This window comes from Rhizobium sp. PAMB 3182 (assembly GCF_052908355.1).
In genome coordinates this window covers 2115001-2127634 of the sequence record NZ_CM128607.1, presented here as the reverse complement: position 1 = coordinate 2127634, position 12634 = coordinate 2115001, and the positions used below count along the sequence as shown (strand labels likewise).

Genomic DNA, 12634 nt, shown 5'->3' with positions numbered 1-12634 from the left:
CATGACCAATTTTTCCCCCCGCGAGATCGTTTCCGAACTCGACCGTTTCATCATCGGCCAGCACGAGGCCAAGCGGGCCGTGGCGATCGCGCTCAGAAACCGCTGGCGGCGCCAGCAGCTGGAACCCGACCTGCGTGACGAGGTCATGCCGAAGAACATCCTGATGATCGGCCCGACCGGTGTCGGCAAGACCGAGATTTCCAGGCGCCTCGCCAAGCTTGCCGGCGCGCCCTTCATCAAGGTCGAGGCGACGAAGTTCACCGAGGTCGGCTATGTCGGCCGTGACGTCGAACAGATCATCCGCGACCTCGTCGAGGTCGGCATCGGCTTGGTGCGCGAAAAGAAGCGCGCCGAGGTAGAGGCAAAGGCACACCAGAACGCGGAAGAGCGCGTGCTCGACGCGCTGGTCGGCGCGACCGCGTCTCCGGCCACCCGGGAAAGCTTCCGCAAGAAGCTGCGCGCCGGCGAACTGGACGACAAGGAAATCGACATCGAGATCGCCGAGACAGGCACCGGCGGCATGCCGGGCTTCGAGGTTCCGGGCATGCCGGGCGCCAATATCGGTGTGCTGAATCTCTCCGATCTGTTTGGCAAGGCGATGGGCGGCGCGAAGAAAAAGCTCCGCACGACGGTCAAGGCCTCCTATGGTGACCTGATCCGCGACGAATCCGACAAGCTGATCGACAACGAGGTGATCCAGCGTGAAGCGATCCGTGCCGTCGAGGACGACGGCATCGTCTTCCTCGACGAAATCGACAAGATCGCCGCCCGTGACGGCGGCATGGGCGCCGGCGTATCGCGCGAAGGCGTGCAGCGTGACCTGCTGCCGCTCGTCGAAGGCACGACCGTTTCGACCAAGTATGGCCCGGTCAAGACCGACCACGTGCTGTTCATCGCTTCGGGCGCCTTCCACGTATCCAAGCCGTCGGACCTGTTGCCGGAGCTGCAGGGCCGCCTGCCGATCCGCGTCGAGCTGAAGCCGCTGACCAAGGAGGATTTCCGCCGTATCCTGACGGAGACGGAGGCAAGCCTCATCCGCCAGTACAAGGCGCTGATGGATACCGAAGAGGTGGCGCTCGACTTCACCGAGGACGCCATCGATGCGCTGGCCGATGTCGCGGTTCATCTGAACGCGACGGTCGAGAACATCGGCGCGCGCCGCCTGCAGACCGTGATGGAGCGTGTGCTCGACGAGATCTCCTTCAACGCACCGGATCGCTCCGGTTCCGGCGTGACGATCGACCAGGCCTATGTCCGCAAGCATGTCGGCGATCTTGCCGCCGACACCGACCTGTCGCGCTACATCCTGTAGCGACAGGCAAAATAGCCGAATGTGCGCAAGGGCTTGAACCCGCGTCACGGCACTGTGACCGTTTGGCACTCGACAACGGCCTCTCCTTTTCTTTAAGGAGGGGCCGTCCCTTTTCATGCCGGACGTTTGACGGCATAGAATGTTTGCTGTGGCCTTCCGATAACGGAACCCGAGGGACCGACATCTGCTCAACGTTTACAGGACCATTCGATCGTGAAGCTTCTCCGCACGGTACTCGTGATTGCCCTGACCAGCTTTCCGCTTGCATCCCACGCAGCCGACATGGTGCCGCCGGGCAACCGCAACGCCACCCAGCCGCCGATCCCGGGCGCGTCCGTCCGCCGGACGAAGGCCGGCCGGACCAGCTTCGACGACAAGTACGACAAGATCTATGCGCTGCTGTCTTCCGACCACACGCTGATGGGCAAGATCAAGTCGACGGCCGCGGCCTACGGCATCGACCCGATGCACATGATCGGCGCCCTCGTCGGCGAGCATACCTATAATGTCGATGCCTACGACCGGCTGCAGTCCTATTACATCAAGGCGGCTTCCTACGCCGGCGAGAGCTTCCGCTTCGCCTACAACGACGAGAAGGTCGACCATTTCGTCGACCGTCCGCAGTTTGCCGGATGCACGGCGGGCATGAGCTCCTACGACCTGTGGGGCTGCCGGGAAGATGTCTGGAATTCAAAGTTCCGGGGCAAGACCGTCGATGGCGAGAGCTTTCCGAACAACCGCTTCTCCGCCGTCTTCTTCCAGCCTTTCTACGCCGGCCAGACCTTCGGTCTCGGCCAGATCAATCCGCTGACGGCGCTGATGATGAGCGACATGGTCCACCGCGTTTCCGGCTACAAGAAGCTCGACGAGAACGATGCGGCCGACGTCTACAAGGCGATCATGGATCCCGACCAGTCGCTGGCCTACATGGCCGCGACCATCCGCACCGCGATCGACGATTACCGGAAGATCGCCGGCGTCGACATTTCCGACAATCCCGGCATCACCGCCACGCTGTACAATCTCGGGGCCTCCCGCGATCGCGCGCGCCAGCTGGCGGCAAAGCGGAAATCCGGCGGCAAGGCCTGGCCGGAAGAGAATTATTACGGCTGGCTCATCAACGACAAGCTGGATCAGCTGCAGGGTCTTCTGCGTTAAGGCGCCGCCGCCGCGGGTTCCGGGTGCAGCAGGCCGCCCAGGAACAGCGCGACAGACGTGTCGGCAACCGTGTCGATTTCGGCCCGGCTGAGGGGCTCTCTCAGGCCGAGAACGATCTCCAGGTGAAGGTTCGACCGCAACATGCCGATGAATTGTGTGGCCGTGTAAAGCGGGTCGTCGACCTGAATGTCGCCGCGCGCCGCTGCGGCGGACAATATCGCGGCCAGACGCCGAGCCCCTTTTTTCGGCCCGTTTTCGTAGAAGGCTTCGGCCAGATGCGGCAGGCGATGGGCTTCGCCGACGACGCCGCGGTAAACCCCGACCATCACCGGGCTCATGAACAGGTTGAGAAAGCGCAGCGCGAACTGCCGCAGCGCGTCCTCGAGCGGCAGGTGGCTCGCGCCTTCGAATGACATCTCGCTGGACGCCTGTTCGGCACATTGGGAAATCAGGGCGATGAACAGCCCCTCCTTGTTGCCGAAGAGTGTATATATGTTGCGCTTCGAGCCGCCGACCTTCTCGATCACGGCATCGATGCTGGCTGCCGCGTAGCCCTGCTCGAGAAAGACCTCCGCAGCCGCGTTCAATATCGCCGTCCGCCGCTCGTCGCGCACGGCTGGCATTTCCTCTTCCACGTCGCTCAAGATCCTGTTCCCCGAAAACTCACCCCGGATCAGCGTAGGACAAGAGCCTGTTCCGGGTCAAACCGGGGAAGGGGGCCGGCGCTTCGCAGTCTGTGCCGGCTAGCGGAGCGTTGACTTGGCGACCAGCGCCGCAATCCGGCTGCGCGCCTCTTTTTCACTTCGAAAGGTCGAGAATGCCTGCCGTTTCCTTCCGACAGTGTGGATGAGGGCGGGAAACACGCCCGGACGCAACGCAAGAATTTCCTGAGTGTCTCCCCCGCCGCATATCCAGCGGTCGACGCCGACGCGCACCCATTGGCGCGCGAAAGACAGCTGGTCGAGGGCGCGCTTGAACTCGGTCACCGAATCAAAACGGTCGTGCGGATCGAAGCTGACCGCTTTTCTGACGATTCGCCTGATCCGCTCCGGCACGTAGTCGGCAAAACCGATCAGGTCCGCGATGTTCCTGCCCTTGTCCAGCGATTGCCGCGCGTCTGTCAGGATCTTGTGAAAGCTCGCCATGTTGTTGACGCTGCGCAGCAGCATCAGCCCGGCATCGAAAATGTCCCAGGAGGGCGACGAGGCGTCCCCGGCGGCTGTTTCGGGCGGGATATAGGGCTTGTAGACAAGATCGGAAACCATCCGGCCGGTGGGCATGTGGAAGGCGGCACCGAAATCCGTCAGCTTGGCGGTATCGCCGGACAGCATGACATTTTCGGCGCCGACATCGCGATGCACCACCCCTATGTTGTGGACTTTCGACAGTGCCGCCAGGATCTGCCGCGTATAGTCGACCGATTCCGCGACGGGAACGAAACGTCTCGCGAGCGTGTCGGCAAGCGAGCCGTCGTCCATGAATTCCATCTCGATCATGGAGTATTGATCGTGCGGATGGAAGGCCAGCGTATCCACAACATGCTCGTGGCGGCAGGCGGTCTGGGCCTTCATTTCGCGTTGCGCGGCCTCGCGGCCTTGCGTCTCTCCGCGGACGTATTTCATCGCGACGTTGCGACCAGATTGGCAATTGATCATCTGGTAGACCTCGCCGGTCCGGCCGATGCCGAGGCGCTTCACCACTTTATATGTCTCGAGAACCGTCTCTCCCTCTCGCAGAGACCGGGGAAGGCCGATGCTTGGAATTGGGGCAATTGCAGTCACGTCGCGGTCCTGTCGATGAACGATTGCGCAACGTGTCTGCCGGCTCCGTAAAGGAGATTGGCCCTCACGCAATAGCGAGGTCTGCCGGTTTGCGTCGCAAGACGTACGGATTGGTAATAAGAATTACCATCTAATGGTAATCGCCGTTACTAGTCAATCGTTTGATTAGTAATTTCGTTTCGTCAATGCGCGCAGCCCCGACCGGATCCGCATTCGCAATTGCGCCGGGATTGTTCGATTGACTGCGGGGGCACATGCCCTAACCTTGAGGCAAAGAGGAAGACATCCATGGACATGCGTCCCGACCCCTTCGAGCCACCAGCTCCCATTCCCAGGACCTCGCCGCCCGGCCGGCTGGAAATCATCAAGACGGTCTTCCGCAACCCGCTCGAACTCTGGGGCGAGCCGTCGTATACGCTGCCCTATATCGACGCGAAGTTTCCCAACCAGCGGACCCTCATCGTCAACGATCCCGGTCTGATCCGGCATATTCTCGTCGACAACGCCGCCAACTATCGCATGTCCACGGTCCGGCAGTTGATCCTGCGGCCGATCCTCCGGGACGGCCTGCTGACGGCGGAAGGTCCCGTCTGGAAACGCTCGCGCAAGGCAATGGCGCCCGCTTTCACGCCACGCCACGCGTTCGGCTTTGCCAGCCAGATGCTCGGCCAGTCGATCGCCTTCCTCGATCGCTACCGGTCCGAAGACGGCGAGGCAGTTCAGCGTGATGTTGCCGTCGACATGACCGAGCTCACCTTCGCCATCCTGTCCGACACCCTGTTTTCCGGCGAGATCGCCAGCGTCACGGATGACTTTGCCGAGGATGTGAACCAGTTGCTCGCGACGATGGGGCGTGTCGACCCGCTCGATCTGCTGCTGGCGCCGTCATGGTTGCCGCGCGTCAGCCGCTGGCGCGGTCAAAAGGTGCTCGAAAAGTTCAGGGACATCGTTCGGCAGACGATGCAGGCGAGGAGGGCGCGCATGGAGACCGACCGGCAATCCGTGCCGGAAGATTTCCTTACGCTGCTGCTGGAAGCCGGTGGTCCGGACGGCCTCTCGGACGAGGAAATCGCCGACAACATCCTGACCTTCATCGGCGCCGGCCACGAAACCACCGCCCGTGCGCTCGCATGGACGCTTTACTGCATCGGCAATGCGCCCGCCGTTCGCGAGCGGATGGAAAGCGAGATCGACGAGGTTCTCGCAAGTGGTGCCGAGCCGGTGACCTGGCTCGACCGGATGCCGAACGTCCGCGCCTCCTTTGAGGAAGCCCTTCGGCTCTATCCGCCGGCACCGTCGATCAATCGCGCGGCGATCGACGCCGACACATGGGTCGACGGCGACGGCAAGACACTGGAGATACCGGCCGGCATCACCATCCTCATCATGCCCTGGACGCTCCATCGCCATACGCTTTACTGGGAAAAGCCACGCGCCTTCATGCCCGAGCGCTTCCTGCCGGAAAATCGCGACCGCATCGGGCGCTTCCAGTTCCTGCCCTTCGGCGCCGGCCCGCGCATCTGCATCGGCGCGACCTTCGCCATGCAGGAGGCGGTTATCATCCTGGCGACGCTCATGCACCGCTTCCGTTTCGACGTGCTACCTGAGACGAATCCCTGGCCCGTACAGCGGCTGACGACCCAACCGAAGGGCGGAGTACCGATGCGGATTACCGCCCGCTGACAGCGCGAAAATCAAACTTATTCCAAAATGGAAAAAATCCTTGGAACTTTTGCAAAATTGACATCGAGTCTTTCCGGTGCAATTTGGCACTATCGCCAAGAATGCCGAAAATCGGCGCATAGCCGCTGCTGGGAGATTACCGCATGAGCCGGATTGAAAAGAACGGATTGTCGATCGATAAAGCCCTCCATGACTTTCTGGTCGACCAGGCATTGCCTGGGACCGGGGTCGATGCGGAGCATTTCTTCTCCGCCTTTTCGTCGATCGTCCATGATCTTGCGCCGAAGAACCGGGCTCTCCTGAAGAAGCGCGACGATCTGCAGGCCAGGATCGATGACTGGTACCGCCAAAACGGCGCGCCGGTCGACATGGCCGTCTACGAGGGCTTCCTGCGCGAGATCGGCTATCTGCTGCCGGAAGGTCCGGATTTCTCGGTCGAGACGAAGAATGTCGATCCCGAAATCGCCTCGATCGCCGGTCCGCAGCTTGTCGTGCCGGTCATGAACGCCCGCTATGCGCTGAACGCCGCCAATGCGCGCTGGGGTTCGCTCTATGATGCGCTCTATGGCACGGATGCGCTCGGCGACCTGCCGACGGGCAAAGGGTACGATTCGCAGCGCGGCGCGCGTGTCATCGCCTGGGCGAAAAGCCTCCTGGACGAGAGCGTGCCGCTTGCCGCCGGCAAATGGGCCGATGTCACGGGGTTCGAATTCGAGAACGGTGCGCTCATCGTCGACACCGAGGCCGGGCAGACCGGCCTTGCCGACCCGTCGCAATATGTCGGCTTCAAGCGCGAAAGCGACACGGCCTATCGTCTGTATTTCAAGACCAACAACCTGCACACGCTGGTCTTCGTCGACCCGGACAGCATGATCGGCAAGGACGATCCGGCCCATATCGCCGATGTCGGCCTCGAATCGGCGATCACCACGATCATGGATTGCGAGGATTCGGTCGCCGCCGTGGATGCCGAGGACAAGGTCACCGTCTATGCCAACTGGCTCGGCCTGATGCGTGGTGACCTGACCGAAGACGTCTCCAAGGGCGGCAAGACCTTCACCCGCAAGCTCAATGACGATCTCGACTATCTGACGCCCGACCACCAGAAGGCGACGCTGAAAGGTCGTTCACTGATGCTGGTGCGCAATGTTGGTCACCTGATGACCAATCCGGCGATCCTCGACCGGGACGGCAACGAGGTGCCGGAAGGCATCATGGACGCGGTGATCACCGCCCTGATCGCACTCTACGACATCGGGCCGAACGGCCGCCGCGCCAATTCCCGCGAAGGCTCGATGTATGTCGTCAAGCCGAAGATGCACGGGCCGGAAGAGGTTGCCTTTGCCTGCGAGATCTTCAGCCGCGTCGAAGATGCGCTCGGGATGGCCCGCGACACCATCAAGATGGGCATCATGGACGAAGAGCGCCGGACGACGGTCAACCTCAAGGAATGCATCCGCGCCGCTAGGACCCGCGTCGTCTTCATCAACACGGGCTTCCTCGACCGAACCGGCGACGAGATCCACACCTCGATGGAAGCCGGGCCGATGATCCGCAAGGGCGACATGAAGCAGGCGGCCTGGATTTCGGCCTACGAAAACTGGAACGTCGACATCGGCCTCGAATGCGGTCTGTCCGGCCATGCGCAGATCGGCAAGGGCATGTGGGCGATGCCGGATCTGATGGCGGCCATGCTCGAGCAGAAGATCGGCCATCCGAAAGCCGGCGCCAACACCGCCTGGGTGCCGTCGCCGACGGCCGCGACCCTGCACGCCACCCACTACCACAAGATCAACGTCGCCGACGTCCAGAAGAAGCTTGCCGGTCGGGACCGTGCGAAACTGTCCGACATCCTGTCCGTGCCGGTTGCTTCGCGTCCGAACTGGACGCCGGAGGAAATCCAGGCCGAACTCGACAACAATGCGCAGGGCATTCTCGGCTACGTCGTGCGCTGGGTCGACCAGGGCGTCGGTTGCTCCAAGGTGCCGGACATCAACAATGTCGGACTGATGGAAGACCGGGCGACGCTGCGCATCTCCTCCCAGCATATGGCCAACTGGCTGCATCACGGCGTCGTGACACAAGAACAGATCGTCGAGACCATGAAGCGCATGGCGGTCGTCGTCGATGGCCAGAATGCCGGCGACCCGGCCTATGTGCCGATGGCGAAGGACTATGACGCCTCGATCGCCTTCCAGGCCGCTCTCGACCTGGTTCTGAAGGGCCGCGAACAGCCGAACGGCTATACCGAGCCGGTGCTGCACCGCCGCCGCCTGGAGCTGAAGGCCCAGGCCGCCTGACGATCGCAAAAGTTCAAACGAAAAAGCCGCCGGGAGACAATCTCACCGGCGGCTTTTTAGTCTTTGCGGAAGCGGCAATTACTGCTGCACGATGACCTTGGTGTTGCGGCCGGGCGTGACGCGCGAATAGAGGTCGATGATGTCCTGGTTCATCAGGCGGATGCAGCCGGACGAAACGGCCTTGCCGATCGAGTTCCATTCAGGCGTGCCATGAAGGCGGAAGAGCGTGTCCTGGCCCTGGTCGTTGAAGAGGTAGAGCGCGCGTGCACCGAGCGGGTTGCTCAGGCCCGGGCCCATGCCGTCCTCGACATACTTGGCGACTTCCGGCTTGCGCACGGCCATTTCCTTCGGCGGATGCCAGGTCGGCCATTCCTGCTTCCAGGCGACGTAAGCGTTTCCGGACCAGGAGAAGCCCTGCTTGCCGACGCCGATGCCGTAACGAACGGCCTTGCCGCCGGGCAGCACATAGTAGAGGAAACGCGAAGGCGTATCGACAATGATCGTGCCCGGCTTTTCGCTGGTGCGATAGCTGACGATCTGGCGATGGAAGCGTTCCGGCACCTTCGAGATCGGGATCGCCGGCAGGGTGTAGCCGGAATCGGTAACCGAGCCGTAGGAATTGGTGAAGATCTGGGAGGTTTCGGTCGTCGTTCCACCTGTCTCCGAGGTGGTGGAGCACCCGGCTGCGGCAAGGGTGGCAGCCAGGGCGAATGCGGTCAGGGCGGTGCGAAAGCGCATAGGGGTCTCGTCTGGTAAGGAATCTGATTGATACGGCTTCGCCAAAATCGTCGAGTATGGTTTATTTTCTGTTAAACCGAGTTTTTCGAGCGACCGTACGCGCTAGACTTGGTAGCGCCCCCCAAATTGAAAGTGAATTGCATTTTTGCAACAATTTCAAAAGAATCAACATTACGTATATGTGAAGTGAGCGCATGGCGATACTCGACATCCACAACGACAATCCGCTTCTTGACGGTCGCCAGTCCGATCGTGCGATGCTGGTGCGCAGAGGAGTGCAGATCCTGATGCACGAAATGCGGCTGGCTGTGCTTCCGGAGCTTTCGCTCGCCGGCGGCCGGCGCGCCGATCTCATCTGCCTTTCGGACAAGGGCGACATCACCATCGTCGAGATCAAGACCTCGATCGAGGACTTTCGGGTCGACCGCAAATGGCCCGAATATCTCGACCACTGCGACACCTTCTATTTCGCCACGCACAAGGGTGTGCCGCTGGAGATCTTTCCGGAGGCCTGCGGTCTCATCCTTTCGGACGGTTATGGAGCGCACATCGTGCGCGAGGCATCCGAGAGTCGCCTTGCGGCGTCACGGCGCAAGGCGATCACCCTCAACTTCTCCCGCACGGCCGCCGAAAGGCTGATGCGGGCGGAATGGGCGGCGGCAAGGACGCCGACAGGCGAGTAGCGCTATTTCGGCGCGCGCTTGGCCAGAATCCGCTGCAGTGTGCGGCGGTGCATGTTGAGCCGGCGGGCGGTTTCCGAGACGTTGCGTTCGCACATCTCGTAGACGCGCTGGATATGCTCCCAGCGGACACGATCGGCCGACATCGGATTTTCCGGCAGTTCGGCCTTCTCGCCGGGACGTTGGGTCAGGGCGGCGTAGACGTCATCCGCATCGGCCGGCTTTGCGAGATAATCGACGGCGCCGAGCTTCACGGCATTCACCGCCGTGGCGATGTTGCCGTAGCCCGTCAGCACGATGATGCGGGTGTCGTTGCGCTCCTTGCGGATCGCCTCGATCACGTCCAGCCCGTTGCCGTCGCTCAGCCGCAGGTCGATCACCGCATATTTCGGCGCATGGGCGCGGGTCTTGGCAATGCCTTCGGAGACCGTTTCCGCCATTTCGACGGCGAAGCCCCGCGTTTCCATGGCGCGCGCAAGGCGGCGAACGAAAGGACCGTCGTCATCGACGATCAGCAGCGAGGCATCCGGTCCGATGGGATTGTCGTTTATGTCCGGATCGACGTCGGTCCCGGCGGGTAGGCTCATGTCTTTTTCACTCATGTCCTGTGGTCCTGTTCACATCGCGTGCCACAAGTAGGCAATTTCAAACGTCTATATGGTGTCTTTGCCGCACGGGTAAAGTTAAATTGCCGCTTTCGTTTCCATCAGATAGCGCGGCCAGCTGACGATGATGCGGGCGCCCGGGTCGTCTTCCGCCTTGTTTTCGAACCTGAGGCTCGCCCCCGACCGCTCCAGAAGCGTCTTGGCGATGAACAGGCCGAGACCCAGGCCGCCGGCAATGTCATCGCGGTTGCGGCTGGTGACATAGGGCTCCCCGATGCGGGCGAGGATGTCCGGCGGATAGCCTTCCCCGTCGTCTTCTATGGTGATCGAAATGCGCGCCGCATCGTGTTCGACGGTAATCGTCACCTCGGTTTGCGCATAGTCGACGGCATTCTCCACCAGATTGCCGAGCCCGTAGGTAATGGCGTCGTTGCGTATCCCCGTCGGTTCCTTGGCGCGCTCGCTCTTTTCCACGACAATGATGTCGACGCCGGCGTCGCGGTGCGGCGCTATGACCTCCTCGATCATCGACGACAGCGGCAGGTTGCGCATATGCGTGTCGCCTTCGGTCGACAGCGTCGTCAGCCGACGAAGAATGTCCCTGCAGCGCTCGCTCTGGCTTCTGAGCAACATCACGTCCTCGCGCAGCGGATCGTCCTTGGCCAGCCCCCGCTCCATTTCCTTGGCGACGACGCTGATCGTGGCGAGCGGCGTCCCGAGTTCGTGGGCGGCGGCGGCGGCAAGTCCGTCGAGCTGGGACAGGTGCTTCTGCCGCTGCAGCACCAGTTCGGTTGCAGTCAGCGCATCGGAGAGCTCGGTCGCCTCGCGCGAAACACGGTGGGTATAGAAGGCTGCGAAACCCATCATTGTGGCAATGGCGCTCCAGACGGCAAGCTGCATCACCGGATGCAGCGCGATCTCCTCGCCCGGCATCCATGGCAGGGAGAAGGGCGAAAAGGCAAGGATCGTTGTCGCCGCCAGCGCGATCACGATCAACGCCATCGAATGCCGGATCGGCTGCGAGGCGAACGAGATGACCACCGGCACGCAGATCAGCGGCGCGAAGGGGTTGGCCAATCCGCCGGTGATGAAGAGAAGCGCCGAAAGCTGGATCAGGTCGAAGCTGAGGACGATCAGCGTCGCGCGCGGCGTCAGTCGGTGCGCCGCCGGAAACCCGAAGGTCAGGTACATGTTGAGCCCGGCAAGGCTGGCGATCAGGACGGCGGCCATGACCAGCGGGATGTCAAACCCGAGGGCGAGCGACACGAGCGCGACGGTCAGACCCTGGCCGCAGATCGCCAGCCATCTCAGCCGGATGAGCGTCTGCAGGCGAAGGCGCCGGCTCGAATGATCGTCGGATTGCTTCATGCCCTTGTCGGAAAGCTCGTCCACTGTCTCAACTGCTGTCATGGGACCTCATTTAGCACGGGGTTTCGCACGTGTCGTCGGCAAAGCCTCCGCCGGATTGTCCGGCCAGACATGCTTCGGATACCGCCCGCGCATGTCCGCGCGCACGTCCCGCCACGAGCCGGCCCAGAAGCCCGGCAAGTCGCGCGTCGTCTGGATCAGCCGGTGCGCCGGCGACAAGAGCTCCAGCAGAAGAGGTATACGGCCGCCGCCGATCGTCGGATGTGTGGTCAGGCCGAAGAGCTCCTGGACGCGGATCGAAAGCACCGGCTCCTCGCCGTCATAACGGATCGGATGGCTCTGCCCCGTCGGCGCTGTGAAATGCGTTGGTACCAGCCGCTCGAGCTCGCCCTTCCTATCATAGGGCACGAGCGACAGCAGGCCTTTCGCCAGGTTGCCTGATGAAATGCCGTCGAAACTCGTGACCCCGGACTGGAAGGGGATGAACCAGTCCTCAAGCCGCGCCAGCAGTGCCTCGTCGTCCATCGCCGGAAAGCTCTCGTCACCGCTCTTTCTGAGAAAGGCGATCCTGTCCCTGATCTGGATCGCGTCCTTGCTGAAGGGCAGGGCGGTAGTGCCCAATTGCCGAACGCCGTCGGCCAGCCCCCGCGCCGCCGCCTCGCCGGTGGGCCGCGGGAGCGGCGATTCGTCCAGAATGATCGCCCCGAGCCTTGTTACCCGCCGTCCGCGCACCTGCCGGCTCGCGACATCGAAGAAGGACTGGTCCTCGCGCCGGATCAGTTCGGGAAATTCGGCCTCGATCTGCTTTCGGTCCGCCTCGGCGGCGGCCAGAATGCGCGGGCTCTGGGCCCGGCCGGTAAGGTCGGCCACAACCAGCATGGACGCCCCGGCGAGCCGGTCGGTCTCCGGCAATTCGGCGCCGCGGCCGTTGGCCAGCACGAACCGCCCGCGTCCGCCGCGCTGCAGCGCCACCCTGTCGGGGTAGGCATGCAGAAGAAGTGCGCCCGGC

Annotated in this window: 11 protein-coding genes (1 of these 11 cut by a window edge); 5 read left to right on the top strand and 6 right to left on the bottom strand. The window is 62.5% G+C overall.

Going from position 1 to position 12634, the window contains the following annotated elements; translation table 11 throughout:
- The first annotated feature begins 1 nt into the window (after position 1).
- Together hslU and ACU5AZ_RS10450 are read left to right on the top strand one after the other, a co-directional pair.
- Positions 2 to 1312, top strand: coding sequence for an ATP-dependent protease ATPase subunit HslU (gene hslU, locus ACU5AZ_RS10455; RefSeq protein ID WP_446822327.1), 1311 nt, complete (start codon positions 2 to 4; stop codon positions 1310 to 1312).
- Between the two features lie 213 nt (positions 1313 to 1525).
- A complete protein-coding gene (locus ACU5AZ_RS10450; protein ID WP_446822326.1) occupies positions 1526 to 2470 on the top strand; it encodes a DUF1402 family protein in 945 nt (314 codons plus the stop codon).
- Here ACU5AZ_RS10450 and ACU5AZ_RS10445 read toward each other — a convergent pair.
- Positions 2467 to 3093 (bottom strand): TetR/AcrR family transcriptional regulator, encoded by a 627-nt coding sequence (locus ACU5AZ_RS10445; protein ID WP_446825979.1) that lies wholly within the window; start codon positions 3091 to 3093, stop codon positions 2467 to 2469. The two genes, ACU5AZ_RS10450 and ACU5AZ_RS10445, sit on opposite strands and share 4 nt — an antisense overlap.
- A gap of 120 nt (positions 3094 to 3213) precedes the next feature.
- Positions 3214 to 4323 (bottom strand): serine/threonine-protein kinase, encoded by a 1110-nt coding sequence (locus ACU5AZ_RS10440; protein WP_446822325.1) that lies wholly within the window; start codon positions 4321 to 4323, stop codon positions 3214 to 3216.
- A 216-nt stretch (positions 4324 to 4539) separates the two neighbouring features.
- Between ACU5AZ_RS10440 and ACU5AZ_RS10435 the strand changes: the two genes are divergently transcribed.
- The gene (locus ACU5AZ_RS10435; RefSeq protein WP_446822324.1) at positions 4540 to 5934 is read left to right on the top strand and encodes a cytochrome P450; all 1395 of its coding nucleotides are present in this window, start codon (positions 4540 to 4542) and stop codon (positions 5932 to 5934) included.
- A gap of 143 nt (positions 5935 to 6077) precedes the next feature.
- On the top strand, positions 6078 to 8234 hold the full coding sequence (locus tag ACU5AZ_RS10430) for a malate synthase G (RefSeq protein ID WP_446822323.1): 2157 nt from the start codon (positions 6078 to 6080) through the stop codon (positions 8232 to 8234).
- Positions 8235 to 8312: 78 nt separating this feature from the next.
- On the opposite strand, the gene ACU5AZ_RS10425 is transcribed toward ACU5AZ_RS10430, so the two are convergent.
- Entirely contained in the window at positions 8313 to 8972 is a 660-nt protein-coding gene (locus ACU5AZ_RS10425; RefSeq protein ID WP_446822322.1) for a L,D-transpeptidase, read from the bottom strand.
- 194 nt (positions 8973 to 9166) lie between these two features.
- Here ACU5AZ_RS10425 and ACU5AZ_RS10420 point away from each other — a divergent pair, with 194 nt between their 5' ends.
- On the top strand, positions 9167 to 9655 hold the full coding sequence (locus tag ACU5AZ_RS10420) for an MmcB family DNA repair protein (RefSeq protein ID WP_446822321.1): 489 nt from the start codon (positions 9167 to 9169) through the stop codon (positions 9653 to 9655).
- Between the two features lie 2 nt (positions 9656 to 9657).
- On the opposite strand, the gene ACU5AZ_RS10415 is transcribed toward ACU5AZ_RS10420, so the two are convergent.
- The 3 genes from ACU5AZ_RS10415 to hrpB form a co-directional block, all read right to left on the bottom strand.
- A complete protein-coding gene (locus tag ACU5AZ_RS10415) occupies positions 9658 to 10239 on the bottom strand; it encodes an ActR/PrrA/RegA family redox response regulator transcription factor (protein WP_446825978.1) in 582 nt (193 codons plus the stop codon).
- Positions 10240 to 10335: 96 nt separating this feature from the next.
- Positions 10336 to 11667 (bottom strand): ActS/PrrB/RegB family redox-sensitive histidine kinase, encoded by a 1332-nt coding sequence (locus ACU5AZ_RS10410; RefSeq protein ID WP_446822320.1) that lies wholly within the window; start codon positions 11665 to 11667, stop codon positions 10336 to 10338.
- Positions 11668 to 11673: 6 nt separating this feature from the next.
- Positions 11674 to 12634, bottom strand: partial view of an ATP-dependent helicase HrpB gene (gene hrpB / locus ACU5AZ_RS10405; RefSeq protein ID WP_446822319.1) — the final stretch only. 1505 nt of this gene lie beyond the right edge of the window; the window shows 961 of its 2466 coding nt (coding positions 1506-2466); its start codon lies beyond the right edge, outside the window; it ends in the stop codon at positions 11674 to 11676.